Source organism: Rhodococcus sp. SG20037, assembly GCF_031763325.1.
Lineage (GTDB): Bacteria > Actinomycetota > Actinomycetes > Mycobacteriales > Mycobacteriaceae > Rhodococcus_F > Rhodococcus_F qingshengii.
The window spans coordinates 5,032,670-5,058,371 of record NZ_CP134497.1 but is presented as its reverse complement, the minus strand read 5'-3'; the positions used below and the strand labels follow the sequence as shown (position 1 = coordinate 5,058,371).

General features: G+C 61.1%; 23 protein-coding genes. 14 read left to right on the top strand and 9 right to left on the bottom strand.

All coding sequences use genetic code 11. The features are described from left to right. Window positions 1–20: 20 nt before the first annotated feature. Together RHP72_RS23120 and RHP72_RS23115 are read right to left on the bottom strand one after the other, a co-directional pair. Window positions 21–1,556 carry a CYTH and CHAD domain-containing protein gene (locus RHP72_RS23120; protein WP_007733905.1) on the bottom strand — a complete coding sequence of 512 codons (1,536 nt, stop codon included), beginning with the start codon at window positions 1,554–1,556 and terminating at the stop codon, window positions 21–23. Between the two features lie 75 nt (window positions 1,557–1,631). Continuing rightward, the gene (locus RHP72_RS23115) at window positions 1,632–2,555 is read right to left on the bottom strand and encodes a pseudouridine synthase (protein ID WP_081377549.1); all 924 of its coding nucleotides are present in this window, start codon (window positions 2,553–2,555) and stop codon (window positions 1,632–1,634) included. Between the two features lie 140 nt (window positions 2,556–2,695). Here RHP72_RS23115 and RHP72_RS23110 point away from each other — a divergent pair, with 140 nt between their 5' ends. The 8 genes from RHP72_RS23110 to RHP72_RS23075 all read left to right on the top strand — a co-directional run bounded on the left by RHP72_RS23110 (window position 2,696) and on the right by RHP72_RS23075 (window position 12,281). Further along, on the top strand, window positions 2,696–4,723 hold the full coding sequence (locus tag RHP72_RS23110; protein WP_064073412.1) for a CocE/NonD family hydrolase: 2,028 nt from the start codon (window positions 2,696–2,698) through the stop codon (window positions 4,721–4,723). A 62-nt stretch (window positions 4,724–4,785) separates the two neighbouring features. Then, entirely contained in the window at window positions 4,786–6,030 is a 1,245-nt protein-coding gene (locus RHP72_RS23105; protein ID WP_007733914.1) for a DUF6986 family protein, read from the top strand. 3 nt (window positions 6,031–6,033) lie between these two features. Further along, entirely contained in the window at window positions 6,034–7,020 is a 987-nt protein-coding gene (gene alc, locus RHP72_RS23100) for an allantoicase (protein WP_030535271.1), read from the top strand. 16 nt (window positions 7,021–7,036) lie between these two features. Further along, complete coding sequence (gene puuE, locus RHP72_RS23095) at window positions 7,037–7,966, top strand: allantoinase PuuE (RefSeq protein ID WP_064073410.1); 930 nt, start codon at window positions 7,037–7,039, stop codon at window positions 7,964–7,966. Window positions 7,967–8,135: 169 nt separating this feature from the next. After that, entirely contained in the window at window positions 8,136–9,047 is a 912-nt protein-coding gene (locus RHP72_RS23090; protein WP_311093861.1) for an SDR family NAD(P)-dependent oxidoreductase, read from the top strand. A gap of 1 nt (window position 9,048) precedes the next feature. Further along, on the top strand, window positions 9,049–9,969 hold the full coding sequence (locus tag RHP72_RS23085; protein ID WP_311093860.1) for a ferritin-like domain-containing protein: 921 nt from the start codon (window positions 9,049–9,051) through the stop codon (window positions 9,967–9,969). Beyond that, window positions 9,966–11,453 (top strand): NAD(P)/FAD-dependent oxidoreductase, encoded by a 1,488-nt coding sequence (locus RHP72_RS23080; protein WP_030535275.1) that lies wholly within the window; start codon window positions 9,966–9,968, stop codon window positions 11,451–11,453. The genes RHP72_RS23085 and RHP72_RS23080 overlap by 4 nt, the downstream gene beginning before the upstream one ends. A 75-nt stretch (window positions 11,454–11,528) precedes the next feature. Further along, a complete protein-coding gene (locus RHP72_RS23075; protein ID WP_030535276.1) occupies window positions 11,529–12,281 on the top strand; it encodes a MerR family transcriptional regulator in 753 nt (250 codons plus the stop codon). Between the two features lie 43 nt (window positions 12,282–12,324). Here RHP72_RS23075 and RHP72_RS23070 read toward each other — a convergent pair whose 3' ends face one another. Continuing rightward, window positions 12,325–13,080, bottom strand: coding sequence for a class I SAM-dependent methyltransferase (locus RHP72_RS23070; RefSeq protein ID WP_042922354.1), 756 nt, complete (start codon window positions 13,078–13,080; stop codon window positions 12,325–12,327). A gap of 82 nt (window positions 13,081–13,162) precedes the next feature. Continuing rightward, window positions 13,163–14,413 (bottom strand): MCE family protein, encoded by a 1,251-nt coding sequence (locus RHP72_RS23065; RefSeq protein WP_397517595.1) that lies wholly within the window; start codon window positions 14,411–14,413, stop codon window positions 13,163–13,165. Window positions 14,414–14,751: 338 nt separating this feature from the next. Between RHP72_RS23065 and RHP72_RS23060 the strand changes: the two genes are divergently transcribed. Both RHP72_RS23060 and RHP72_RS23055 read left to right on the top strand, forming a co-directional pair. Further along, on the top strand, window positions 14,752–15,063 hold the full coding sequence (locus tag RHP72_RS23060; RefSeq protein WP_007733929.1) for a helix-turn-helix transcriptional regulator: 312 nt from the start codon (window positions 14,752–14,754) through the stop codon (window positions 15,061–15,063). Between the two features lie 98 nt (window positions 15,064–15,161). Then, window positions 15,162–16,337, top strand: a complete 1,176-nt coding sequence (locus RHP72_RS23055) for an MFS transporter (RefSeq protein WP_064687638.1) — start codon at window positions 15,162–15,164, stop codon at window positions 16,335–16,337. On the opposite strand, the gene RHP72_RS23050 is transcribed toward RHP72_RS23055, so the two are convergent. From RHP72_RS23050 to RHP72_RS23040, 3 genes are all read right to left on the bottom strand, one after another. After that, window positions 16,304–17,032, bottom strand: a complete 729-nt coding sequence (locus RHP72_RS23050) for an aspartate/glutamate racemase family protein (protein ID WP_064687637.1) — start codon at window positions 17,030–17,032, stop codon at window positions 16,304–16,306. The two genes, RHP72_RS23055 and RHP72_RS23050, sit on opposite strands and share 34 nt — an antisense overlap. 5 nt (window positions 17,033–17,037) lie before the next feature. After that, window positions 17,038–18,612, bottom strand: a complete 1,575-nt coding sequence (locus RHP72_RS23045) for an NCS1 family nucleobase:cation symporter-1 (RefSeq protein ID WP_058226165.1) — start codon at window positions 18,610–18,612, stop codon at window positions 17,038–17,040. Between the two features lie 108 nt (window positions 18,613–18,720). Next, the gene (locus RHP72_RS23040; protein WP_042451513.1) at window positions 18,721–19,446 is read right to left on the bottom strand and encodes a GntR family transcriptional regulator; all 726 of its coding nucleotides are present in this window, start codon (window positions 19,444–19,446) and stop codon (window positions 18,721–18,723) included. Between the two features lie 196 nt (window positions 19,447–19,642). On the opposite strand from RHP72_RS23040, the gene RHP72_RS23035 reads away from it, so the two are divergent. Further along, window positions 19,643–22,000, top strand: coding sequence for a LuxR C-terminal-related transcriptional regulator (locus RHP72_RS23035; protein ID WP_058226164.1), 2,358 nt, complete (start codon window positions 19,643–19,645; stop codon window positions 21,998–22,000). On the opposite strand, the gene RHP72_RS23030 is transcribed toward RHP72_RS23035, so the two are convergent. Beyond that, on the bottom strand, window positions 21,975–22,211 hold the full coding sequence (locus RHP72_RS23030; RefSeq protein WP_054780999.1) for a hypothetical protein: 237 nt from the start codon (window positions 22,209–22,211) through the stop codon (window positions 21,975–21,977). The genes RHP72_RS23035 and RHP72_RS23030 overlap by 26 nt on opposite strands. Before the next feature lie 190 nt (window positions 22,212–22,401). Continuing rightward, window positions 22,402–23,049 (bottom strand): C40 family peptidase, encoded by a 648-nt coding sequence (locus tag RHP72_RS23025; protein WP_311093857.1) that lies wholly within the window; start codon window positions 23,047–23,049, stop codon window positions 22,402–22,404. Between the two features lie 282 nt (window positions 23,050–23,331). Between RHP72_RS23025 and RHP72_RS23020 the strand changes: the two genes are divergently transcribed. The 3 genes from RHP72_RS23020 to RHP72_RS23010 all read left to right on the top strand — a co-directional run bounded on the left by RHP72_RS23020 (window position 23,332) and on the right by RHP72_RS23010 (window position 25,629). Further along, window positions 23,332–23,637, top strand: a complete 306-nt coding sequence (locus tag RHP72_RS23020; RefSeq protein ID WP_311093855.1) for a DUF6412 domain-containing protein — start codon at window positions 23,332–23,334, stop codon at window positions 23,635–23,637. Between the two features lie 112 nt (window positions 23,638–23,749). Beyond that, window positions 23,750–24,703: a membrane protein insertase YidC gene (gene yidC / locus RHP72_RS23015; RefSeq protein ID WP_003939695.1), complete on the top strand. Its 954-nt coding sequence runs from the start codon at window positions 23,750–23,752 to the stop codon at window positions 24,701–24,703. A 50-nt stretch (window positions 24,704–24,753) separates the two neighbouring features. Next, window positions 24,754–25,629 carry an oxidoreductase gene (locus RHP72_RS23010; protein ID WP_311093853.1) on the top strand — a complete coding sequence of 292 codons (876 nt, stop codon included), beginning with the start codon at window positions 24,754–24,756 and terminating at the stop codon, window positions 25,627–25,629. The last annotated feature ends 73 nt before the right edge of the window (window positions 25,630–25,702 follow it).

Genomic DNA, 25,702 nt, shown 5'->3' with positions numbered 1-25,702 from the left:
GTCGACTGTTTACAGCGAAGTCACCAGAGTGACGATGCTGATTTCACGGCTTCCTTCCACGTCTTGCGTAGCAGGGTCGATTGCCCGTCGGCTATTTCCAGTTCTCGTCGGTAGGCCATGCCCAATCCGAAACTGGTGAGCGAGGTATGCTCCTGCTCGGCTGCCATTGCAAGTAGATGATGTTGGGCGACAACGGAATCCTGGTGCTCGCCGAGAACATCCTGGAAGTGGCTGAAATGCTTCAGTGCGCGCTTCGCTCGGCTCTTCGACACGGGTTCCATGACCTCGATCGCGTACTTCATCCGCTTGGCTCCCTTGCGGGCGCGGTGCATTCGCTCGTCACGCTCGGTGCGGCTATCGGCATCGAAGACGTGATCGACCCGCTTACCGACCTTGTGTGCCAGGTGCCGCAGGGTATGGGCCAACTCTCGTGCCGATGCCTTCTTTCCGACGCGGTGGGTGGCGGTGTCGAATTCGAGGTCGCCGACGTACTCGTCGAGGCGATCGAGCAGCGTGGTGTATCGCTCGGAATCGAGCGCCTCGAGGGCTGTTTCCTGGGCGGTTTCACCACGTGCAGAGAAGAACTCGTCGATTCGAGCTCGCACAGCTTCTCGCTCGGGCATCTCGTCGATTTCGCCGAGGCGTTCCACAAGACGCTCCCACTGGACCTCGACGTCGCGGGCGTCACCGAACTTTCCACCGATCCACCGCAGATCCGTGATGAGATCGTCGGTCTTGGGGGAGTGGCCGGCGTACGACTGCAGAGCGCTGCGGATGCGACGTGCCGCAACCCGGAAGTCGTGAACGGCTTCGTCGTCGGCCCGACGCGTGCCGAGATCCGCGGCGACCAGTGCGCGCAATTGTTCGATGAGGTAATTACGCAACAAGATCCGCGGATTCGACGCCTTGCCCGAGGTGACCTCGTGACCGGCGTACGGTGTGACCGACGTGCCCAGTGCTCGTTTGAGTTTGGACGGACTCGCAGAGCGCTCCAGCCCGGCGTCCAGTAGAACCGACTCGATTGCATCGGCCAGCTCTTGCCCGCCTGCGCCTTGTTCGACCTCGACTTCCTGCCACGTGGACTCTCCGGAACCGTCTGCCTTGCAGGCGATGACGGTGTCGGAGACCACTTCGGCAAGCAGCACACCGTTTTCGCCGTTGAGCCTGGTGCGCTCCCGATCGGTGATGATCAGGGCGACCGGCACCAGATCGTGACCGCGAATGATCGCCCGGATCAGACTCGACAGCGGCGAGGGCACATCGGTGCTCTCGTCCGGGGGAAGTTGGATTTCGGTTCGAGTGTCCTGGCCTGCGGGAAGTTTCATGTGCCACCCCGCGTCGTCGCCACCCTCACGCTTGCGCAGCGTGATCTTCTCGGCCAGCAACCGGTAGTCCGCGGTGTCGAAGTAGGTGGCAGAGAGCTGTATCGAGTCGTGGACCGGTTCGCCGACAACACCGGGAAGTCCGCCCAAGGCGGGAACTTCCTGCTCGGCCGGCGCCTCGTACTTGCGCTCGATCTCCCGTACGGCTTCGGGTACGACGGCGGTCTTGCTCATCTGGTCTCCTCTTGCGGTGCGGTCTGCGCTTCCATCCTCCCGGTATCGGAGGCGCAGTGGAAGGGTCCGGGGTCCCTACGGCGAGTCGCCACGGCCTGATTCGTCCGGCCAGGACAGGGTCCGCCGACTTTCGAACCGTTGCAGCCGGCCGGTCTTCGGATCCTCGAACTCGAGAACCTTCGACAGCAGGCGCAGCGGGTTCGAATAATCTTCTGCGGCAACGTCGTAGAAGTCGGGATAGAAGTTGTCGCCGTGGATCGGGAGCCCGAGCGAGGTCATGTGCAGCCGAAGTTGATGGGTCTTGCCGGTATGGGGAGTCAACCGGTACCGCGCGAAGCCGTCTCGCGTTTCGATCAGTTCGATCCGCGACTCGCTGTTGGGTTCGCCCTCGATCTCCGCGGCCTTGAGCACGCCGCGTTCTTTCACGATGCGACTACGCACGACCACGGGGGTGCTCACCTGAGCGTCGTGACGCGCGATGGCCTCGTACTCCTTGGCGACGCGGCGCTCGGCGAACATGGTCTGGTAGTCGCGCCGGGCCGCCTGATGCACGGTGAACAGCAGCAGTCCCGCCGTGACGCGGTCGAGGCGATGAGCTGGACTCAGCTCCGGTAGTTCGAGGTCCCGACGCAAGCGGACCAACGCCGATTCGGCGATGTATCGCCCGCGCGGGGTGCTCGCCAGGAAATGCGGTTTGTCCACGACCAAGATGTTCTCGTCCCGGTAGAGGATGTCGATCTCGAACGGCACCCGCGTTTCGACGGGAGGGTCGCGGTACAGGTAGACGAACCGCCGGGGAGCAAAAGCGCTCGTCTCGGTGATTCCGACACCCTTCTCGTCGACGACCTCCCCGGCTGCGACCTTCTCCCGCAATCGGACGGCGTCCTGGGGGAACCGTTCGAGCAGGTAGTCGAGCGTCGTCGTCCACATGCCGTCGTCTGGCTGACGGATGCGACTGGGGTTCAGGCCGTCGCGGACGGGAAGCGGTGATCGTGACACATCTTCAAAGCTAGCCGTCCGGTCGGCATTCAGACCTATTGACGACATATGGGACGGAAGTTACTATCCGGTAAGTTCGTGACACCGGTCACTGTCGTGGGGGCAGGGCTGGGTCATCACAACAGAAAATTGGAGTTTTCGTGAGGACACGACTTCTACGTCGAAGGTCGACAACGATTGCGGTGGGGCTGTGCGTCGTGGGATTGGCGGTGCCGAGCGCCGTCGCTTCTGCGGATCCGACGGGAGGGTCGGACGGGCAGGCCTGGCTCGCGGCAACGGAGGCGACGCCGCAGTATCCGGGGGTCTCGATCGAGTGGGACGTGCCCATCACGATGAGTGACGGCACAGTTCTGCAAGCGAATGTGTACCGACCGGCGGATGCATCCGGGCGGGCCGTGGAATCGAAGACGCCATCGGTCCTCAACATCACGCCGTACACGAAACTGCTGGACACACTGGTGGATTCAGCTCTGTCGATCCCGCAGGTCGGTGAGACGCTGATGGACGTTGCGAACTCGCTCGACCTCGCGGCGCCGTTCGACGGCGTGTCGGAGTTGACGGGCGTCATCGCCGGCGGAGGCGCCAGGGTTCTCGGCGTCAACCGTGATCTGGTCCAGAACGGATACACGCAGGTAGTGGTCGACGCTCGTGGAACCGGCTTCTCCCAAGGTAATTGGGACGTGCTCGGTAAGCGCGAGCAACAGGATTCGGTCGAGGTCATCGACTGGATGAGCAAGCAGGGATGGTCCGACGGGAAAGTAGGGATGGCGGGCATCTCGTACTCCGCGATCAACTCGGTGCAGGCGGCGAGCAACAATCCATCTGCACTGAAGGCGATCTTCCCGGTCGAACCTGGCAACGATCTGCTGCGCGACATCGTCGGAACCGGTGGCGGCCTCGGAGTCGGGTTCATGCCGTTGTGGTTGACCGCGGTCAACGGGCTCAAACTCATCCCGAACGTTCAGGACATCCTGCAAGGAAACTTCGATCCCCTGTGGTTGGCGAGCCGCCTCGAGGATCCCGGTACGCTGATTCCCGAACTGGTGCAAGCGATGACGGCTCAGAGAATCGAGGACGTGTCGCCGTCGACTCTGCAAGTCGCGCAAGACGGGCAGTTCTATCAGGACCGAGCCGCTGACGTCGGCAACATCGCCGTTCCGACGATGGTCTACGGCGGTTGGCACGACATCTTCGCCAACAGTGAGCCGCGGATCTACAACGGAATCGATCTGCCGCCCGGGCAGAAGCAGTTGATCATGGGGAACGGCTATCACGTCACTCCCGGTGGAGGATTCGGCAAGGACGGTGCGCCGCCGCGCCTCGACGTACTCGAACGTGCGTGGTTCGACAAGTGGCTCAAGGGCATCGACAACGGAATCGATCGTTACGGTCCGGTGACGATGTTCCAGCAAGGCGGCGGATGGATCACGGACGATCAGTTCCCGCGAGCCGGTGCGAGCTACGAACGTATGTATCTGAACTCTGCGCCCAGCGGTACTGCCGCCCACGCAGCGTACGACGGTTCGCTGACGAATGACCCGCCCAGTGCCGCAGCGCGATTGACAGTCGCACCAGGACTGCGAGGCTTCTGCTCCGGTGACGGAACTCAGGGAACTGCCGGGATCTCCGTGGTGCTCGGTGCGACGTGTTCCAAGGATTCCCGATTCCAGGAAGCGGAGGGCCTGACGTTCACCGGTGAGGCAGTGACGGAGCCGACCTCACTCTCGGGCCCGATCAACGTCCACCTCGAGACCGTCCTGGACGCGACGGACGGATTCTGGGCAGCGACGGTCAACGACGTAGCACCGGACGGAACATCGACACCGATCACGAACGGCGCTCTGACTGCGTCGCTGCGGGCAGTCGACGATTCGAAGAGCACTCGCTCGGCCAACGGTGACTACAGTGAACCGCACCACTATCTGACGATCGACACGCGTCAGCCGGTGGTTCCCGGTGAGGTCACCACCGTCGACATCAACATGCTCCCGACGGACGCAGTGCTGCAACCGGGGCACCGGCTCCGCGTCGACGTCTACGCTGCCAGCGTGCCGCGATACCTGGCGCTCGGCCCGATGCTCGCCGACAGCCAACTCAAACCGCAGCACATCGAGTTGGCTGCAGACCGGCCGAGCTTCGTCAACGTTCCGTTCGTCGGGGGCCGCTGACTCGGATTGGATCGGCGGCGTGAGAACCTGCGGGCTCGCGGACGTTCTGAGAAGATCGTCCGATGACAGAATCCCGACTCTCCGCCGCCGTCCACGATCGTCTGGACGGACTTCTGGATCCGGTGGACGAGCGGCTCGCGGCGCAGTACCCGGGAAACCGTGACGAGATCCAACCCGTGCACACGATTTACGTCAGTGCCGCGGATGCAACCGTCGACACCCCTCGACTCTGGGGTGAGCAGGCGATCGCGCTTCTCGATTCCCATGCTCATGTGTTCGCCGATCTCGACACGGAGAATGCGCTCGCTGATGTGCGAGTTCAACTCGGCCGCAAGCCGGTCCAAGACTTTCGGATCGATTTCGAGGACGGGTACGGACGCCGCAGCGACGAAGAAGAAGACGATGCAGCGACGTCGGCCGGACAGACGCTTGCCGCGCTCAGCGCTGATCCTGCCGGGCCGAACTGGAGTGGAATCAGGTTCAAGGGGTTGCCGGCCGGTGAGCGTCGGCGCTCGATCAGGACGCTCGAGCTTGTGCTCGACGCGGCCGGCGGAGTGCCGGACGGATTTGTCTTCACCGTTCCCAAACTGCGCGCGGTGGAGCAGGTCACGGCGACGGTGTTGCTCTGCGAAGAGCTGGAGAAGGCGCACGGACTCGAGCTCGGTTCGCTTCGGTTCGAGTTGCAGATCGAGAGCCCGCAGGCGGTCATCGCGGCCGACGGAACGGTGGCAGTTGCTCAGGCGATCCATCGCGGTGCCGGTCGTCTGACCGGTTTGCATTACGGCACTTACGATTACAGTGCAGCTTGCGGAATTGCATCGCGTCATCAGTCGCTCGAACATCCGGTGGCAGACCACGCAAAGGCTGTCATGTTGGCTGCTGCCGCGCAGACCGGTGTCTGGGTGTGCGACGGGTCGACTCAGGTCGCGCCTGTCGGGAGCGCCACGGCGATCCGCGACGCGATCACTCGGCACCATCGCCTCGTCACGCGGTCCCTGGAACGCGGTTACTACCAGGGGTGGGACATGCACCCCGGGCATCTGGTCACCCGCTGGCTCGCCACGTTCGGCTTCTATCGCAACGCGCTCGGCGCCGCTGCCCCGCGCATCCAGTCGTACTTGGGGCGCCAAGGTGGCGACGTGATGGACGAACCTGCAACCGCCCAGGCGCTCGCAGCGGTGGTACTGCGCGGGCTCGACGCGGGGGCTTATCCGGAATCCGAAGTTCTCCGGCTCGCCCCGAGCGCCGACACCAACGCACTCCGTCACCTCGTAGGACGCACCACACCGATCACAGGAGAACACTGACCGATGAGCACCACCGAATTCACCTTGCTGCCCGATCTCGCACTGCGCACCCTCGGCGGAGCCGTCATCTGGGCGAACGACGAGGCGTTTGCCGAGCGTGAGGCCCTGATCCGCCCAGGCAAGGCCGGGTACCAGCCGGCGACGTTCGGTCACAAGGGGCAGGTGTACGACGGTTGGGAGACGCGTCGCCGCCGGGTGGCAGGCCATGACGAGGCGATCGTTCGACTCGGTGTTCCCGGAGTGGTGCGAGGCGTCGTGGTCGACACCGCGTGGTTCAAGGGCAATTACCCGCCCGAGATCTCGGTGGAAGCAATCTCGGTCGACGGGTATCCGGATCCCGCCGACCTGGCCGGATCCGGCGAGTGGACAACCATCGTCGAGCGCTCGACCGTGCACGGTGACTCGGAGAATCCGTTCTCGGTGGCGTCGGAGGAGCGGTGGACGCACGTCAAGCTGACCATTTACCCGGACGGCGGCGTGGCGAGATTCCGTGTTCACGGCGAAGCGCGGCCGGACCCGCGTTTCCTCGATGCCGGGCCGTTGGACCTCGCAGCACTCGAAAACGGTGGCCGCGTGACCGATTGCTCCAACATGTTCTACAGCTCACCGCAGAACATCCTGTTTCCCGGACGCGCTGCTTCGATGGGTGACGGGTGGGAGACCGCCAGGCGCCGCGACAACGGAAACGACTGGGTGCAAGTACAACTCGCGGGTGAAGGCGTGCTGAGTTTCGTCGAGATCGACACCTCGTACTTCCTCGGAAACAGTCCAGGTGAGGGCGCTCTGACCGGGCGGACGTCGGAGGGGGAGTGGATCGAACTGTTGCCGCGCACGACGCTGCGTCCGGATACGCGCCATCGCTTTCCGATCGATTCCGAAGTCCAGGTCACCGATGTTCGCCTGGACATCTTCCCGGACGGTGGCCTGGCGCGGCTGAGAGTCTTCGGCGTACTCACCGACGCTGCTCGCGCTGTGATCTCCGGGCGCTGACGGTAAAGTTGTTGGCATGAGCGACTATCCGCGCGACGACTATCCCCGGGACATGGTGGGGTACGGCCCTCATCCGCCGCATCCGCACTGGCCCGGCGACGCGCGGATAGCGGTTCAGTTCGTGCTCAACTACGAAGAGGGAGCCGAGAACAACGTCCTGGACGGGGACGCGGCTTCGGAAACATTTCTGTCGGAAATGACTCCGGCAGAGGCATTTCCGAATCGACACATGAGCATGGAATCGCTGTACGAGTACGGCTCCCGGGCCGGGTTGTGGCGTGTACTGCGAACCTTCGAGCGGCGAAACCTGCCTCTCACAGTCTTTGCGGTGGCGCGGGCGATGCAGCGGAACCCCGAAGCAGTCAGTGCTTTTCAGGAGTTGGGCCACGAGATCGCGTGCCACGGATTACGTTGGAAGTCTTACCAATCCGTGGACATCGAGCGCGAACGCGCAGACATGGCCGAGGCAGTGCAGATTCTGCGAGATCTGACGGGTTCGGCGCCCCTCGGTTGGTACACCGGGCGCGATTCACCGAACACCCGCGAATTGGTGGTCGAGCACGGCGGCTTCGTCTACGACTCCGATTCATACGCCGACGATCTGCCGTACTGGGTCGACGTTCCGCGTGGCGCAGAATCGGTGAAGCACCTGGTCGTTCCGTACACCCTTGACACCAACGACATGCGTTTCGCCTCTCCCGCAGGATTTCCCAGCGGTGATCAGTTCTTTGCGCACCTACGCGATGCCTTCGACGTGCTGTATGCGGAGGGGACGGCCGGATCGCCCAAGATGCTCTCGATCGGGTTGCACTGCCGCATAGTCGGCCGCCCTGCCCGTGCGGCCGCTCTCGAGCGATTTCTGGACCACGTGCAGTCACGCGAGAAGGTCTGGATCGCGCGGCGCATCGACATCGCCGAGCACTGGAAGACCGCGCACCCCGTTTAGATCACGGTCGGTCGACAAAAGACTTCATTCGAGCAGTCCGGGTACTGGTTCGACTGCCGCGTATTCCGCCATCGAATTCTAGGCCATTGACAACTGGCACGGTTGTGGATGACTCTTTGGAGATGGAGAAACACACAGCAGTCGAAGCGTCTTCAAGGTGAGCCGACCGGTGCCGACCAAGAAACCGACCAAGAACCGCGGATCGAAGTTGTCCCACAATGCCCGCGCAGTGGTGACCGGCGCCGGCAGCGGAATCGGCCGTGCCTTTTCGTTGGAGTTGGCGCGCAGAGGCGGTGAGGTGATCTGCGCGGATATCTCGCTGGAACGGGCCAAGGAAACAGTGGCACTCATCGATGAGATCGGTGGTACCGCGCACGCCGTCAAATGCGATGTGTCAATTCGTGAGCAGGTTCAGGACCTGGCGTTGTTCGCGGAACTCGAACTTGCGGGTCCGCTTTCGCTGGTGATCAACAATGCCGGGGTGGGTATCGGTGGAAAACCGGTGGGCGAGATCGGTTTCGACGATTGGGAGTGGGCACTCGGGATCAATCTGTGGGGTGTCGTGCACGGCTGTGAGCTATTTGCTCCACAACTGCGTGCGAGCGGCGCCGGGGGATTCATCAACGTGGCCTCGGCTGCTGGGTTTGCGGCTGCGCCGCTGATGGCGCCCTACAACGTCGGTAAAGCCGCCGTGATGTCGCTCTCGGAGACCTTGTCCGCTGAACTTGCCGGTACGGGAGTGCGGGTGACGGTGCTGTGTCCGACCTTCGTCAAGACAAATGTTGCTCTCGACGGCCGAATCACCGCGGAAGCAACACAATTGGCGCAAGCGTTGATGCGGCGAACCGGCTTTTCGCCGGAGCGCATCGCCGTCACCACTCTCGACGCCTACGACAAGGGTCGACTCTACGTGGTGCCGCAGTTCGATGCGAAGGTGATCTGGCGACTCAAACGGTATCTACCCGTTGCATACACGTGGGGCTGTGGAGTTCTCAATCGCTTTGCACCGAAACAGAAGTCGGGATCATCTGGAACTTCGGCGGCGCCGGAGACGAACTCGCCGAGCACGAAAGGAGCGTGACATGTCCTTCGATTTCGACGGCATGCTGCACAAGATCAAGGACCGCCAGTGGGCTCTGGTGGACATCGACTGGGATGCTCCGGGCGCCGAGACGATCAGTCCAGAGCTTCATGCGAAGCTGAAACCGTTCATGTCGGACCTGATGTGGATCGAGAACGTTGGTGCCCGTGGCTTCGCTGCGATGGCTCTCAAGGCGCCGACTGGAACTCTCCGAGACATCTATCGGCATTTCCACGCCGAGGAACAGAAGCACGCCAACGCCGAACTCGCGCTGATGCGTCGGTGGGGAATGCTCGACGGCGACGAGATGCCCGAGCCCAACATCAACGTCAAGCTCGTCATCGACTGGCTGGACAAGCATTCCGACGGTTTGTCGCTCTCGATTCTCGGGACCGTCATACCGATGCTCGAGGTGGCGCTCGACGGAGCCCTGGTCAAGTTCATCATGGACGAGATCGAGGATCCGGTCTGTCAGGCTGTGTTCAAGAAGATCAATGCAGACGAGTCCAGGCATCTGGCGGTCGATTTTGCGGTGATCGAGATGCTCGGGCACTCGACGACGCGCAAGCTCGTTGTCGAAACCGTCGGCGCCTGGTTGAATCCGGCGTTGATCATCGGGACACTTCGCTACATCCCGCTGCTGAACAAGATGCGCGACAACATCGTCGACATGGGAGTGAACGAGGAACGGCTCTACACCGCGATGAAGCGATTCAGGAACGTAGGCGAACGGAGTCCGGCCGCGCTCCGCGTCCCGATGTATCGGGTGGTGAAGTGGCACGGCAACATGGTCATCAATCGCAACCATCCCTACCATCTGCTTGCCGATCGGATGGTCAAGGTCACTGGCCGACTTTCCGGCAGCAGGCTCAATTCCGAGCCGACCTGGGCCAAGGAACTTACGTACGAGCCACTCGCGTGAGTACTGCCGAGCCACTGTCAGTGGCGATCATCGGTGGAGGTTTCGCAGGAATCGGAGCGGCGATTCGGTTGAAGCAGAACGGTATCGAGGACTTCGTCGTTCTCGAACGCGGCACGGAGGTCGGCGGGACGTGGCGCGACAACACGTATCCGGGAGCTGCGTGCGACATTCCGTCCCGTCTGTACTCGTACAGTTTCGCCCCGAACCCGGACTGGTCGCACACCTACTCGGCCAGCGCGGAGATCCTCGGCTACATCCGAACGATGGTGAAAGAGTTCGGCCTCGAGCCGAAGATTCGGTTTCGGTGCAACGTCACGGGCGTCGAGTGGGACGAGCAGACAGGTGTCTGGGCGATCGCGCTCGAGGGCCGTGAAGCGGTCATTGCCCGGACCGTCGTCATGGCGTCCGGTCCGCTGGCGAACGTCAGCTTTCCTGCTGTTCCGGGTTTGGAGAGCTACGAAGGACACAAGATTCACAGTGCTCGCTGGGACCATGACTACGACTTCACCGACAAGCGGGTCGCAGTGATCGGAACCGGAGCCAGTGGCGTCCAGATCGTCCCGGAACTCGTGAAAACTGCACGATCAGTGAAGGTTTTCCAACGAACACCGGGATGGGCATTGCCGAGAGCAAACCTACGCACCCGATCTCGCACGAAGGATCTGTACCGTCGTCATCCGGTCGTCCAGACTCTGGCGCGTCGGGCTTGGTACTGGGGACACGAATCGGTAGCTCTCGGGGTGGTGTGGGAATCCCCGTTGACGAGGGTGGTGGAAACAGTCGGGCGTCTTCATCTGCGCATGCAGGTGAAGGACCCGTGGTTGCGGCGACAACTCACTCCCGACTTTCGGGCAGGGTGCAAGCGGTTGCTGATGACCAGCGAGTATTACCCGGCTCTCCAGCAAGACAATTGCACACTCGTGACCTGGCCGATCGCGAGATTGGCGCCACATGGCATTCGCACGGTCGAAGGGATCGAGCATCAATTCGACTGCATCGTCTTCGCCACCGGCTTCGACGTTTGCAAGACCGGAACACCGGTCCCGATCATAGGCCGGGACGGACGTGTGCTCGCTCAGGAGTGGAAATCCGGGGCGCGTGCGTACAAGAGCATTGCGGTATCCGGTTATCCCAACCTGTATTTCACCTTCGGACCCAACTCGGGTCCGGGGCACAGTTCCGCCCTTGTGTACATGGAAGCGCAACTCGACTATCTCGCCCAAGCGATCAAGATCGTTCTCGAGCGCGACCTCAAGGCACTCGATGTTCGTCAAGATGTCGAAGATGCGTACAACGTCGAGTTGCAGCGTCGGCTGTCGAAGACCACGTGGAACTCGGGATGTTCGAGTTGGTATCTCACCGACGAAGGATTCAATGCCACTATGTTTCCCGGTTTCGCGACCCAGTACGTGAACCAATTGAAATCGGTGGATCTTCGGGACTACACGACCACGGTGCGCGAGAAAGACACCGCGCAGACCTGATCCCGGGTTCTGATCGGCCTGGTGTTGCCACTAAGTTGGAATCGTGACGACCGACGCGGCAGAGGAGACGAGGCGGTGACCGAGTACCGCATCGACGATCTAGCGCGCGCTGCGGGCACCACCTCGCGGAATGTACGGGCATATCAGGAACGTGGATTGCTTCCTCCGCCGGAGAAGCGTGGGCGGGTAGGCATCTACGGCGACGCGCACCTCGAACGCCTCAAGCTGATCGACACGCTTCTTCAACGAGGTTTCACCACTGCGCATATCGACGACTTCATCACCGGGTGGGAAAGCGGGAAAGACCTGACAGAGGTGCTGGGTCTGCAGCACGCGGTCACCGAACCATGGTCCCGCAGCGACACCGTGAGTATCGAGATGGCCGTCGTACGCGAGTTTCTCGGGGGAGATGCAGATGGTCAACTGGATCGTCTCGTAGATCTCGGACTGGTACAGATCGAAGGAGAGAACTGCGTTTTCACCGATCCTGCTTTGCTCAGCGGATTTTCGAGTCTCCTCGACTACGGTTTCACTCTCGATCAACTGGTCGATGTGCACGAAAAGCTTCACAACGCTGTGGACGGGATCGCCAAAGACCTGATTCAGGCGGCGAAGGATCGCATCGTCGATCAGCACGGGGTCGGTTGGCTCCCGGAGGGCGACGAGGTTGCCGGAACAGCCGAGATGCTCCAGACGATGCGTGAACTCGGTGTGGCGTCGGTACATTCGGCACTGGCCCGGGCACTCGACGCGAACCTTCAGCGTGAACTCGGCGACTATCTTGCCGCTGCGATCGGCTCGCGGAGCGACGCCGACGAGTCCGACTAGCAGCATCGATCACGTTCGGGATGTGCGGCCCGTCGCGGTGCGCTCAGCTCTTGCGTGCCTCGATCAGGAATCGACTCGAGTGCGCGACAAAAGATCCGTCGCGACGGATCTGCTGATCGAGTTCGCGGAGCCGGTCCCGATACTGCGCGACGGTGAATCCCGGAACCATCCAGATCACCTTGCGTAAGAAGTAGACAACGGCGCCGATGTCGAAGAATTCCATGCGCAGACGCTCGAAACGAAGGTCGACGACGGTGAGCCCGGCCGCAATCGCGTCGGCAGTTTCGTCCTCGTGGTGCCGTCCGCGACGAGCCTGCGGCTGAGGACCGAGAAAGTACTCGACCAGTTCGAACACGCTGGCGTGACCCACATGTTGAGCGAAGTACGTTCCTCCCGGTTCGAGTACCCGCGCGATTTCGGTCCACCACACCGTCGCTGGGTGTCGGCTGGTCACCAGGTCGAAAGCCGAATCGGCGAACGGTAGCGGCGGCTCGTCCTGATCCGCGACCACCACCACACCTCGGGGACGCAGAAAGGCGGTGGCCTTGGCGATGTTCGGTGGCCAGGATTCGGTTGCTGCCATCACCGGCGGGAGTGACGGTGCAGCGGCGAGGACTTCGCCGCCGCCGGTCTGGATGTCCAATGCGGCGCCGGCGCGGCCGAGACGTTCACCCATCAGCCTCTGGTACCCCCACGACGGACGCTGCTCCGTGGCGCGTCCGTCGAGCCACGAGAAATCCCACCCGTCGACGGAGGCGGATTCCGCTTCGGCGACAAGTTCGTCGAAACCTCGTGACATGCTCTGTGACTCGCCTTCAGGCGTTCCTTCCGACATCACATCATCATCGTCGCGGAGGGTCGACGGTGCCAGTTGTTTACGGCTACTTCGGGGTGGCGCCGAGCATCGGTGCGAGTTGAGTGGCAATCGGGTTCAGGTTGAGCTTGTCCGGGTCCACCTTGGGCTTGCCGTCCCACGGTTGCGAGGTGTTCGGGTCGGCGAACGCGATGCGGTTGGCGCTACGAACTCCCGTTTCGCTGCCCTGAGGTGCCTGGCAGTTGGCGGCAGTGTTCAACGGGAAGTTCTGCGTCGTGTCGTCGAAGTTCGGGTCCTTGCGCTTCATCTCGTCGAGGATCGCCATGGTCCCTTCGTAACCGACGGTGCACGAGAGCGGGTTGTTGGTCTCGAGTACCAAGCCCAGATGTACTGTGCCGTCTCCCGGTGCAACGGTGGGCGCCGCCCCGGCGAGCGCAGGCAGGAAGAGCAGGAAGGGCTGCAGCGAGTGCAGTGTCGGTGCGGCTGCCGCTGCAACGGCGGAGAGGTTGGAGAGGTTGGTCGTGAGCGCGGGGCCGGCTTCGGTGACGAGAGAGCCGACTTGTTCGCTGGCCGGTATGCCGTTGTCGATCACGCGTCGGATGTCGGGGTCGCTGGTGCGCAATTGCGCCGTCAGTGCGTCGAGGTCGGTGCTGAACTGCTTGATCGCCGACGATTGATCGGACTGGGTCGTGAGCACCGTCTGGCTGTCGCGGATCAGTCCGAGGGTCTGGGGAAGGGTGTCGAGGCCCGACTGGGAGATCCCCGACAGCGAGTCGGCAAGTACCTGCAGATCTTCGCCCTTGCCGTTGAATGCCGCGCCGAGTTCTTTCGCGACGGTGTGGAGTGCGTCGACCGGAACGGAGTGCACCAGACCGTTGGCGCTGGTCAAGACATTCTCGATCGGGATCGGCGTGGTTGTGTCGCCCACGGCGATCACCGAGCCGTCTTCGAGGAACGGGCCCTGGTCGGTATCGGGCTGAAGGTCGACGTACTGCTCGCCGATGGCTGAGCGATTGGCCACCACGGCCCGCGCGGATGCGGGAATCTGCGGAGCACTGCTGTCGATCAACAGGTCGACTTCGATTCCGTCGGACGTGAGCGACATGTCCCCGACGCGTCCGACGGGTACACCGCGATAGGTCACTTCGGCGTTGGTGAAGATGCCACCGGACGTCGCCAGTTCGGTTTTGACCGTGTATTGGCCGAATCCCAGAAGATTGTCCAGCCGTACGTATTTCGCTCCGACATAGATCAAGCCCAGGAGTGCAACCACGACGAGGGCGACCAGCTGCCATTTGGCGAGCTTCGACATCACCATGAGGTGACGACCCTGAACTGATGCGGTGTGTTCATGGTTCGACTCCCGAATGACAAGCCGGGTACGGCTGGTGTTGAGCGAATTGTGTTCACCCACGGACGTTCTGAGGTGAACCGGAAACTTCCGGCAATTCGTTGTTGGCGATAACTATAAACAAGTCGTCACAGATAGAAAGTCGACGCTGAGATTTCCGCAGGTCGTCGAAACGTAAGTGTCGCAGCTCACTTCGAATGCTTCGATGTGATGCAGACGGCTTTCGGTCCGGATCGGGCTTGACTTCGCCAAACATATCCATAAAAGTAGATGCGTTCCGGTTGTCGTGCAGAGGGGTGTGGTCCATGGATGCTTTGGCGATCTTCAAGGCGCTGTCCAACCCGACTCGCCTGCAGATCATGGAGTGGCTCGCGCATCCGGCGAAGTATTTCGACGAGGACTCGTATACGCAGCAGGATCTCGGGTTTCACATCGGAGTCTGTGTCGGTGACATCCAGGGGCGATCGGGACTTGCCCAGTCGGTGATCTCGGGGTATCTACAGGGCATGAAAGACGTGGGTCTGCTCGAGTCCGAGCGCATCGGGAAGTGGACGTATTACCGACGAAACGAATCCGTGATCGGCGAGTTCAGGGAATTCGTTCGCGAAAAGCTGTAGCGGCCGAATTGCCCTCGTCGGTCGGGTTGTTCAACCAGATATATCTACATATACAGATATGTAACTGTCTTGTGTGGCGAAGTAGTGAGGAGTGTGTCGTGAAGTCGAAATTGTTGATACCGGTTCTGGCGTTGGGTGTATTCGGAATCATCACTACGGAGATGGGCATTATCGGGGTTCTGCCTCAGATCAGCGAAAAGTTCGGTATCACCGCGTCGACTGCCGGATGGTTGGTCGGTGTGTTTGCACTCGTCGTGGCGGTGACCGGTCCGTTCACAACGCTGATCACCTCGGGAATCAACAGGAGAACCGTTCTGTTGGTGGCGATTGCAGTCTTTGCGGTCTCCAATGTGGTGTATGCGACCACATCGAGTTTCGAGGTGATGTTTGCATTTCGGATCATCCCCGCCGTGGTTCATCCGGTCTTCTTCGCTGTCGCGCTTGCAAGTGCGGTTCGTCTGGTATCGCCGGAACAGGCGACCGCCGCGGTGACCAAGGTATTTGCAGGCGTCACAGTCGGATTCGCGTTCGGCGTGCCCTTGACGTCCTATTTGGCCGAGAACTTTTCGGTGTCGACAGCATTCGTGTTCGGCGCCGTGGTCAACGTTCTCGCGTTTCTCGGGATTGTCGTACTTCTGCCCTCGGCTCCTGTGACACAACGCCTGTCGTACGGTGCACAGGTCGGGATACTTCGCCGGCCGCGCGTGTGGTTGACCATTCTTTCCGTCACCTTCGTCTTCGCAGCCATGTTCTCGGTGTACGGATACTTTGCCGAATACCTCGGCGAAGTGACCGGCATGAGCGGATCGTGGATCAGCGCGATGCTCTTGGCTTTCGGTGTCGTGATGATCTTCGGCAACTTCGTCTTCGGGGCTCTGCTCGCCAAGGGGGTGGTGCGCACGGTTGTGGCTTTTCCCTTGCTGTATATCGTCGTCTACGTGATGCTCTATCTGGCGGGCCCGTACTTCGGCGCGATGGTTGTAGCCGTGTTAGTTTGGGGTGTACTGCATTCCGGTGGACTGGTGGTTTCGCAGAGCTGGATGGGGCGAGACGCAGTCGACGCGCCTGAATTCGGCAACAGCCTTTTCATCTCGTTCTCCAACCTGGGGATCACGCTCGGCACTGCGGTCGGTGGACTGTTTCTCGCGCATTTCGAAACCCGCCAATTAGTCTGGGCTGGAGTATTGTTCGCGGTCCTGGCGCTGCTGGTGACAGGTGTTCGACTCTCGCTCAGGCACGCTCACAGCGAGAACGGTGTCAGTGTACCGGTGTAGTTCTTGGGAAGTGGGCGTGCGAACTCGCCGCGCGAACTGGTCGACAGCCCGAGGGTGACCAACGACTGAACCACCGTGACCCCAGCGGCAACGCCGTCGACTACCGGGACACCCAGTTCGTCGGACAAGTCCTGGCACAGGTCCGCCATGCCGGCGCAACCCAGCACGAGGACGTCCGAGTCGTCTTGCTCCAATGCGTCGAAACAGGCTTCCAAGATCACCTTTCGCGCGTCGGGATCACGATCGAGTTCCAGAACCGGAATCTCGCAGGAGTGGATACCCCGGCACCGAGCCTGCATGCCGTACCGGTCCACCAGATCGGCTGCGCGGCCGCGGGTTCGACCGAGAGTGGTCACGATGCTGAATCCGCGACCCAGGAAACTTGCGTAGTTCATTGCCGCTTCGGCAACAGCTACGACGGGGCCCTTGGCCAACTCTCGGGCTGCATCAAGACCTGGGTCACCGAAGCAAGCGATGACGTAGCCGTCGACTTCGTTCTTTTCTCCGGCGGCGATCTCGGTCAGGATTCCGGGGACGCTGAGAGCTTCGTCGTAGTGGCTTTCGATCGACGCGGGACCCATGGCAGGGCTGACAGCCTCGACGAATGTGCCCGAGCCTGCGACGGTCCGGGCACATTCCTCGATCTTGGCGGTCATCGCCCACGTGGTGTTGGGGTTGATCACCTTGATTCTCATGACGATCAGTCGACCGTCACAGTGTCGGGAGAGGAAGCATTCCGGACAGCTGAGGAAGAGCGCGCGGCGAGTAGGTAATAGACGGTGAATCCGAGCCCACAACCGATGAACCAGCTGTACTGCGCTGCGGTGTACATCCCGGTGAGGTCCTTGCCCAGGACCGGGACCATCGCGACGACGGCTCCCACCACGGTGGCGATCACTGCAGCAGGGTTGTATCCCTTGCTGTACCAGTAGGTTCCGGTCGGCGACATGCTGAACAGTTCGTCGACGATGACCTTCTGCTTGCGCACGAGGTAGTAGTCGGCAATCAGAATTCCGAACAGCGGACCGATGAAGGCTCCGAGGGTTTCGAGTGTGTAGTGAATGACGTCCGGATTGTTGTACAAGTTCCACGGCGTGATGAGGATCGAGCCGATCGCTGCGATCATTCCGCCGGCGCGCCAGCTGATCTTCTGCGGACTCACGTTGGAGAAGTCGAAGGCCGGGGAAATGAAGTTGGCCACGATGTTGATGCCGATCGTGGCGATGGTGAAGGTGAGTGCGCCGAGAACGATGGCGAAGGTGCTGTCGATTCGTGCAACGGTCGCAACGGGATCGGTGATCAGTTCGCCGTACACCGGCAGCGTCAACGATGCAGTGACGACGACCAACACCGAGAATACGAGGAAGTTCAACGGCAAACCGAGGAAGTTGCCCTTCTTGACGGCAGCGAACGACTTTCCGTAGCGGGAGAAGTCGCCGAAGTTGAGCATCGGTCCGGAGAAGTACGAGACAACCAGAGCGATCGCACCGAGCATGACCGGCACGGCGTCGAAACCCGAGTACTTGACGTCGCCGAGCGTGAGATCGATGGCGCTCCAGCCTGCCTTGTAGATCAGGTAGCCGCACAGCATGAACATCACGACATACACAGCCGGCCCGCAGAAGTCGATGAAGCGGCGGATCGATTCCATGCCTCGCCAGAAGACACAGGCCTGAAGTACCCACAGGAGCATGAAACTTCCCCAGCCCAGTGCGGAGAGTCCGGCGAACCCGTAGTCTTCGACGACGGCATAGGGCGCGAGTGACGGAAAGAGTTTGATCAGTACGACATCGAGGGCTGCTGAAGCGAGGAAGGTTTGAATTCCATACCAAGCCACGGCAATCAGGCCACGAATGATTGCCGGGATGTTCGCGCCGAGGACGCCGAACACGCTGCGGCAGATCACCGGATACGGCACGCCGGTAACTTGGCTGGGCTTGGCGACGAGATTGCAGAAGAAGTAGACGATCGTGATACCGACCAGCAGGGCGACGAGTACTTGCCAGCTGGCCAATCCCAGTGCGAAAAGACTACCGGCAGTGACATATCCGCCGACGCTGTGTACGTCGGACATCCAGAAGGCGAAGATGTTGTACGACGACCAGGTCTGCTTGCGAAGCGGCGCCAAGTCCTCGTTGGTCAAACGAGGGTCGTAGCCCGGCTTGATCAGGCCGCTTCCGACAGGGTGACCCGCGGCTTCGACAAGGTCACCCGATCCGGTTTCCTTTGGCGGAGTGGGGGTAGTGGTCGTTCGGGACGGAAGAATGTCGGTCATGACAGCTCCTGTGCATCAGTGCAGGAAATCAGCGGACGGTGCCACGAGCTCTCAGCGTCAGTGATGAAAACTGTGTTGAGAGAAAGGTATCGATGCTGTGTTGCACGACTATTGCGTGATCGGTATATCTTTTTCGGCCAATAGACCGGTGTCTGTCGGTAGAGTCGCGATCACGGTATCGAGTCGGCGATGATGGATTTCGGAAGCGCTCAGAAGTGCGGATGCGTCCCGACGCAGGAATGCGTCCAGCATCGCGGTGTGATCGGAGTGCAGAACCCGGCGATCGACGCCGGCAACATGGACCATCGGCTGTACTGGTTCGGTGATGTTCCAGGCAGCTTCGAACATGTGCAGAAGTCGAAGCATCTGAGACGGTCGGGTCAGTGCGAGATGAAAGTTTCGGCTCTCGCAGTGATAGGACTGAGAGTCGTCGTAGCGCAATGCGATCTCCAAACGGGAGTTCACCTCGACGGCGTGTTCGTGATCCTCTTCGGTTGCCTGCTCGACGGCGACGGCCAATGCAGCTGATTCGAGAGTTTCGCGGACGATGTACATCTCTCGCAGTTCTGCCGGCGTCAGCTGAGCAACGGTGTAGCCGAATTGATGTCGATGGTCGACCAAGGACTCTCCGACCAGTGTTTTCAGTGATTCCCGCACAGGTATTCGACTGACCCCGAACACATCAGCCACGTCGCCGAGAGGAATCGGGGTACCCGGAGGCGCCGAACCCGACAGAATCACTCGCCGCAGTTCGTCGAGGATCGTTTGTTGTGGACTTCCGGGAGCATCGATTACCAGTTGCGTCAGCAGTACCGATCTACGGCGCGGCGGCATGTCGGTCTCCCTTCGTCTGTCTGCCAGAGTAGGAATACGTTGTTTCGTCTGCGTGACGCCGGTGTGGCCGTCGTGCATCTCGCACTCGGGGGAGAACAAGTGGGCTCCGATCACATGCTCGCGTGAGTGCTGCTCGGGAGGCCGATCGTGGGGGTAGCGTTGTTGTGTAGTGGTATGGCAGAAAGCGAGTCGGTCGATGGCATCCGCTGTGCGCTCAGAAGCCGACCAGCGAGTTGTCGGCAACCTGCCCTTGGAGCTGACGAGTTTCGTCGGTCGTCGGCGTGAGTTGGCCGACGCCAGGAGATTGTTCGAGACGTCCCGTTTGTTGACACTCACCGGGATCGGTGGCGTGGGCAAGACACGGCTCGCGATCCGACTGGCGGGCGCGTTGCAACGGGTGTTTCGAGACGGTGCCTGGTTGGTGGAACTGGGGGAGCAGACAGATTCGGATCTCCTCGAAGATCATGTCGCCGTGACCCTTGGTGTCCGGTCGGTCTCGTCGGCGGACCCGCTGCAGGCATTGATCGACTACTGCGCCGATCGGAGTCTGCTGTTGGTGCTCGACAACTGTGAACATCTGGTCGATGCCGTCGCTGTGTTCGTAGGCGCGATCCTACGGCGATGTGCCGGCGTCAAGATCCTGGCGACGAGCCGCGAATCGCTGGGCCTGGGCGGTGAGGTGACGATGCGCGTTCCCTCACTCACCACACCGCAGCAACAGCCGCCCGAATTCGAGGGAATTGCCCAGTACGAATCGGTGTCGTTGTTCACCGAGCGTGCGGCTTCCGTCGTACCTGGTTTCACCCTCACCGAGGAGAACAAGCGCGCCGTTGCGCATATCTGTCATGACTTGGATGGACTCCCACTTCCGATCGAACTGGCGGCAGCTCGCCTGCGTGGTATGTCTGCTGAGCAGATCATGAACAGGCTCTCGGATCGATACCGACTTCTTACAACGGGTGGACGCGACGTTCCGAGTCGTCAACAGACGCTGCGATTGTCGATCGATTGGAGTTACGACCTCTGCTCGCCAACCGAACAGCAGTTGTGGGGGAGGTTGTCGGTGTTCTCGGGTGGGTTCGACCTCGACGCCGCTGAGGGCGTGTGTGGGCAGGACATGAATTCGACCGAAGTGCTCGATCTCGTCACCGCGTTGGTCGAGAAGTCCATCCTGATTCGTGAGGAAACCGACGGGGATGTTCGGTACCACCTCCTCGACCTACTCCGGGAGTACGGACATGAAAAGTTGGAGTCCGCCGGTGAGTATTCCGCTCTGCGTCGAAGCCATCGTGATTGGTTCGAGGCACTGGTCGTTCATGCGGAAGCCGAGTGGATCAGTGGCCGGCAAGCTGCCTGGATCGCAAGGCTCGGTCGTGAACAGCGCAACGTCAACGATGCGTTGGAGTACTCGATTTCCACTGCCGGAGAGGCGCGATCTGCAACGCGAATGGTCGGTGCGTTGTACAGATTCTGGCTTGCAGGTGGATTACTTGTGCAGGCGCGTTACTGGACGGATCGAGCCTTGAATGCAGAGGATCGAGAGCTGGATCCGTTCCGAGTGGATGTCTTGGCCATCGACGCCGTGAATCACGCGATGCAGGGGGAACTCGAACGGGCAGAAGAGTTGGTCGACGAGAGTTGGCGCCTGGCAAACGACTTGGCGGATGTGCGCTCGCGCGGCTTGGCGACGTGGGGAGACGGATACGTCGATACCTTCAGAGGTAACTTCGATACCGCTACAGCCAAGCTGGAATCCGCGTTGACGCTGTTTCGACTCGACAAGAATCTGCTGCATGTTGTGATCGGCCTGGACACCTTGGGAGTCGCGTACTTCCTGTCCGGCGCTCTTGATCGCTCTGTGGAGTGCAACGAAGAGATTCTCGCGATCACCGTGCCCGCCGACGAGATGATGTTCCAGGCATTTGCGCTGGGAACTCTCGGGCTCGTGAGCTGGCTCCGAGGTGAATTGGATGCCGCAAGTGACTATTTGACTCGAAGTCTGAGAATTCTCGATGCCCCGATGAACTCGGCGTGGTGTATCGAGCCGTTGGCGTGGATTGCTGCAGCGCAACGTGATTGGAAGCATGCAGCGGTTCTGCTCGGCGCGGCAGCCATGTATTGGCAGAAGGTCGGGGGGCGGCTGGCGGGCCTGCCGGGTTTGTCAGCTCATCACGACACTGCTGCAGAGACTGCTCGCAAAGCCATGGGTGACGATGCTTTCGACAAGTCGTTTCGCAGCGGGTTTGCGATGTCCGAAGGTGAAGCTGTCGCATATGCGCTCGACAAGCGCTCCAGTGTCACGACTGCGTCGTCGGCTGAAGGGCCTCACCTCACCCCGCGTGAGCAGCAAGTTGCGGAACTGGTTGCCCAAGGGTTGACCAATCGCGCGATTGCGGAGCACTTGGTAATCTCGCTGCGCACCGCTCAGGGACACGTGGAACACGTACTGACAAAACTGGGATTCAGTTCCAGAGCGCAGATCGCTGCGTGGTACGTCTCGACCGCGCAGGAGCGTGACTCGCGTGAGGTCAATGGTTCAGCAGGCCGGAGTTGACGTCCGATAGCAGTTCACCACGGTCGTCGCCGCACAAGCAGAACACCGGGTAGCGCTTACCTTCTTCACGCCCCTGAAAGAACACTCGAAGCGGTCCAGGCGCATCCGCGCGAGGGGATTCGGTGAGGAAAGTGTACAGCCAGGGCCCCTCGTCCAATTCCACGATGGCGAGAACGGTCGAGGGGTCGCCGTGAACCGTTCGCCAGGACACGACAGTGCCGTCTCCGCAACACCGCGTCACGTCCAACCGCGCCCCACGACACCTGGCGCAGACCGCGCTCGCGGGCGAGAGGATGACATCACATTCCGCGCAATGGGGGAGTGTCAATCGTTCGGCTCGCGACGAGCGATTCGAATATCGCCGCGATACACGCTGTTTCATCGAGCTTGCGGGATTCATGTCAGTAACGTCGGGCGAGGTAGTACGGCATCGAGTCCACGGGTGCGCGTTCGACCGACTCCCCGGGCGTCGGGGCGTGAACGACCTCACCGCCTCCGGCGTAGATCCCCACATGCTCCCCGCCGTAGTACAGGACCACGTCACCCGGCTGTAGATCGTCCCGGGAAACTGGAGTGCCGCCAACCGCCTGGTCGTAGCTGGTTCGCGGAATCGAAACGCCCGCTTGTGCATAGGCCCATTGAACGAGACCGGAGCAGTCGAACGAGTCCGGCCCGGTCGCGCCCCAGACGTACGGAGCGCCGATCTTGGACTCTGCGGCTGCCAATACGCGGCCTGTATCCGAGGAAGCGAAAGCTGACACCTTCGCCGGATTCGTGTCGACGGAAACTGCGGCGATGTTCCAGTCCCGAAGCACGGGGGCCTGAGCGTTCGCGGTGTCGATACTCACGGCAAGGGTTGTCAGGGAAAGAACGCCGACGACAAGCGCTCTTCCGAGTGCATGCTTCCTCGTGCGGGGGTCGGTGAATCGGTGGTGCGACATTTCTCGTGTTGCCTTTGCGTCGATGCGTCCCGAAGCAGGTGTCCAGCTGGGTGTGATCGGGCTTCGGCTTGCGACACTCAGCCTGGTTGCGCCTCGACGTGTTCGCATCGGTCAGTTGGACGGGGTGCATACCTGTTTCGAGCGGCATTGTGGGTGCAAGGCCTGTTGATCGATCGCGAGAACTTCGACGGACTTTCGTGATCCGAATCAAGGAGGGCACGGCGGCCGGCCTCACCCCGGCTCCGGTCAGGCCATTCGCAGCGGGAGCGCCGAACGCTCAACAGTGGCACGGTCGGATGGACCACGATCCTGCGCACAAATGGCTGCGCGAACAAGTATGTGAGGCAAGCGTCTGGCTGGATTCGGCAGACGTTCTGTACTCTCGCAGTCATGCAACAGCGGAGCACAGGAACGGTGACACGGTCACTGTTGCTGCTTCTGCTGCCGTTCATCGCTCTTCTCGCAGTGCCTCCGCTTGGTTCCTCGGGTAGCGCCGCGGTGCTGGGAACTGCGATTGCCGTCTTCGTGGTCGCTGCGCTCGCAACTTCCTCGAAGTACGAACTTCTGCAACTATGCGCGGTTTCGGCCACTAGCCCGTCTGATGACGAACGCTGCCTGCGTGGTGCTTTCCGCAGGCAGAGCAGCCCGGACGCGCCCGGTCGTCCGCAACCTCGAGCTCCGGGAATCGGTCTGTAGATCGGCAGTCGGCGGGTGTGAACTCGTCGTAGGTCGGTCAGACGTCTTGCGTCCACAACCATTCCCGCGCTCTCATCTCTCTGAGCGTGCCTCTCGGTGAGGTTCATTCGTCATGCTCGATTTTGTCTACTACCCCGTGTCCGGAATCCTCTGGTTCTGGCACAAGGTCTTCTCACTGGTCTCCGGATCACCCGACAACGGCGTCGTGTGGGCGTTGTCGGTCGTATTTCTCGTCTTCACGCTCAAAGCCCTGCTGTTCAAACCCTTCGTCAAGCAGGTCCGCACTCAACTGGTGATGCAGAAGCTGCAACCTCAGATCAAGGCGTTGCAGAAGAAGTATTCGGGTGACCGGCAGAAACTCACTGTAGAGATGGCCAAGCTGCAGAAAGAACATAATTACAGTCCGTTGCTCGGCTGTCTGCCGATGCTGGTTCAGGCACCGGTGTTCATTGGTCTCTATCACGTCCTGCGATCGTTCAATCGGACCGGAGCGGCATCGCACGTCCCGTTTCTGAGCCCGACCGAACCGATGTCGGTGGCGGACAACGCGAACACGGCCAACTACTTCTTCAGTGCCTCGGATGTGCAGTCTTTTCTCGACGCCAAACTGTTCGGCGCACCGTTGTCCGCCATGATTTCGAGCCCGGCAGCACAACTGGAAGCATTCGGCGACGTCAGCCGTATCTCCATCATTCTGGTAGCTGTACCGCTGATGATATTTGCCGCCGTCGCTACACATTTCACATCGCGGGCATCCATCGCGCGCCAAGTGGACACCGGAACCGTCAACCCTCAAACAGCGATCATGAACAAGCTCGCATTGTGGGTGTTTCCGGTGGGGGTGATCGCTTTCGGTGCGTTCGCGCCTGTGGCGATCCTGCTGTATTTCGTGAGTAACAACTGCTGGACGCTGGGACAACAGCATTTTGTGTACGGACGCATCGCTGCGGAGCAGAAGGAAGCCGAATCGTCGCCGACTCCCGGAATGACCGCGCCCCCGTCGCCCAGAGTGGCTGCACCGCCGCTGCCGGGCGCCAAGCCCATCCGCGCCAAGCGCAGGCGATGACGGAAAGCGACCCCTCCCTACCGGCGAGTAAGGCACGTACGCTGGAAAGCATGACCAAATGGACCGCAGAAGACGTAGTCGATCAGACCGGCCGCACATTTGTCGTCACGGGGGCGAACAGCGGACTGGGTGAGGTAGTCGCACGAGCGCTGGGCAAAGCCGGGGCCGACGTCGTCCTCGCCTGTCGTGACACCACGAAGGCCGACGCCGTAGCCGCCGAGATCGGGCCCAACGCGGTTGTCCGCAAATTGGACCTCTCGGATCTGTCGTCGGTACGAGCCTTCGCCGACGCAACGGAGAAGGTCGACGTCCTGGTGAACAACGCCGGCGTGATGGCGGTTCCGTTCCGCCGGACGGTCGACGGATTCGAAATGCAGATCGGCACAAACCATCTCGGACACTTCGCATTGACCGGATTGCTGAAGGACAAGCTCACCGATCGTGTCGTGACGATGTCCAGTGCCCTGCATCAGCTCGGAACTGTCGATCTGGACGATCTCAATTTCGAGCGTCGGAAGTACAACCGATGGTTGGCCTACGGGCAGTCCAAGCTTGCCAATCTGTTGTTCACGTACGAACTTCAACGCAGGTTCGCGGCGTCGAGATCTTCGCTCAAAGCGCTCGCTTCGCATCCGGGATACGCGTCGACGAACCTGCAGGGGCACACCGAGTCGATCCAGGACAAGCTGATGGGAATCGGCAATTCGATCTTCGCGCAGTCCGCGGAGATGGGCGCCCTTCCCGAACTGTGGGCGGCAACCGCGCCGGATGCCTTCGGCGGCAGTTACATCGGACCGGACGGTCCGTTCGAGCAGCGAGGGTATCCGAAGGTCGTGGGGTCGAACAAGAAGTCACACGATACGAAGACAGCCTCGGGTTTGTGGACACTGTCGGAGACGTTGACCGGAGTCTCGTTCGGGATTTGATTCAGATATGAAGGTGGCCGCGAACTTCGAGAAGTTCGCGGCCACTTTCATATCCGTTCGAGCAAGATGTTGT

Bases quoted from the DNA above. Each gene is read 5' to 3' on its own strand.
- RHP72_RS23020 (WP_311093855.1), top strand. From the start codon at position 23,332: ATGCAACAGCGGAGCACAGGAACGGTGACACGGTCACTGTTGCTGCTT.
- alc (WP_030535271.1), top strand. From the start codon at position 6,034: ATGAGCACCACCGAATTCACCTTGCTGCCCGATCTCGCACTGCGCACC.
- RHP72_RS23050 (WP_064687637.1), bottom strand. From the start codon at position 17,032: ATGAGAATCAAGGTGATCAACCCCAACACCACGTGGGCGATGACCGCC.
- yidC (WP_003939695.1), top strand. From the start codon at position 23,750: ATGCTCGATTTTGTCTACTACCCCGTGTCCGGAATCCTCTGGTTCTGG.
- RHP72_RS23045 (WP_058226165.1), bottom strand. From the start codon at position 18,612: ATGACCGACATTCTTCCGTCCCGAACGACCACTACCCCCACTCCGCCA.
- RHP72_RS23060 (WP_007733929.1), top strand. From the start codon at position 14,752: ATGGATGCTTTGGCGATCTTCAAGGCGCTGTCCAACCCGACTCGCCTG.
- RHP72_RS23105 (WP_007733914.1), top strand. From the start codon at position 4,786: ATGACAGAATCCCGACTCTCCGCCGCCGTCCACGATCGTCTGGACGGA.
- RHP72_RS23120 (WP_007733905.1), bottom strand. From the start codon at position 1,556: ATGAGCAAGACCGCCGTCGTACCCGAAGCCGTACGGGAGATCGAGCGC.
- RHP72_RS23010 (WP_311093853.1), top strand. From the start codon at position 24,754: ATGACCAAATGGACCGCAGAAGACGTAGTCGATCAGACCGGCCGCACA.
- puuE (WP_064073410.1), top strand. From the start codon at position 7,037: ATGAGCGACTATCCGCGCGACGACTATCCCCGGGACATGGTGGGGTAC.
- RHP72_RS23040 (WP_042451513.1), bottom strand. From the start codon at position 19,446: ATGCCGCCGCGCCGTAGATCGGTACTGCTGACGCAACTGGTAATCGAT.
- RHP72_RS23065 (WP_397517595.1), bottom strand. From the start codon at position 14,413: ATGGTGATGTCGAAGCTCGCCAAATGGCAGCTGGTCGCCCTCGTCGTG.
- RHP72_RS23085 (WP_311093860.1), top strand. From the start codon at position 9,049: ATGTCCTTCGATTTCGACGGCATGCTGCACAAGATCAAGGACCGCCAG.
- RHP72_RS23025 (WP_311093857.1), bottom strand. From the start codon at position 23,049: ATGCGAACACGTCGAGGCGCAACCAGGCTGAGTGTCGCAAGCCGAAGC.
- RHP72_RS23070 (WP_042922354.1), bottom strand. From the start codon at position 13,080: ATGTCACGAGGTTTCGACGAACTTGTCGCCGAAGCGGAATCCGCCTCC.
- RHP72_RS23035 (WP_058226164.1), top strand. From the start codon at position 19,643: ATGGCATCCGCTGTGCGCTCAGAAGCCGACCAGCGAGTTGTCGGCAAC.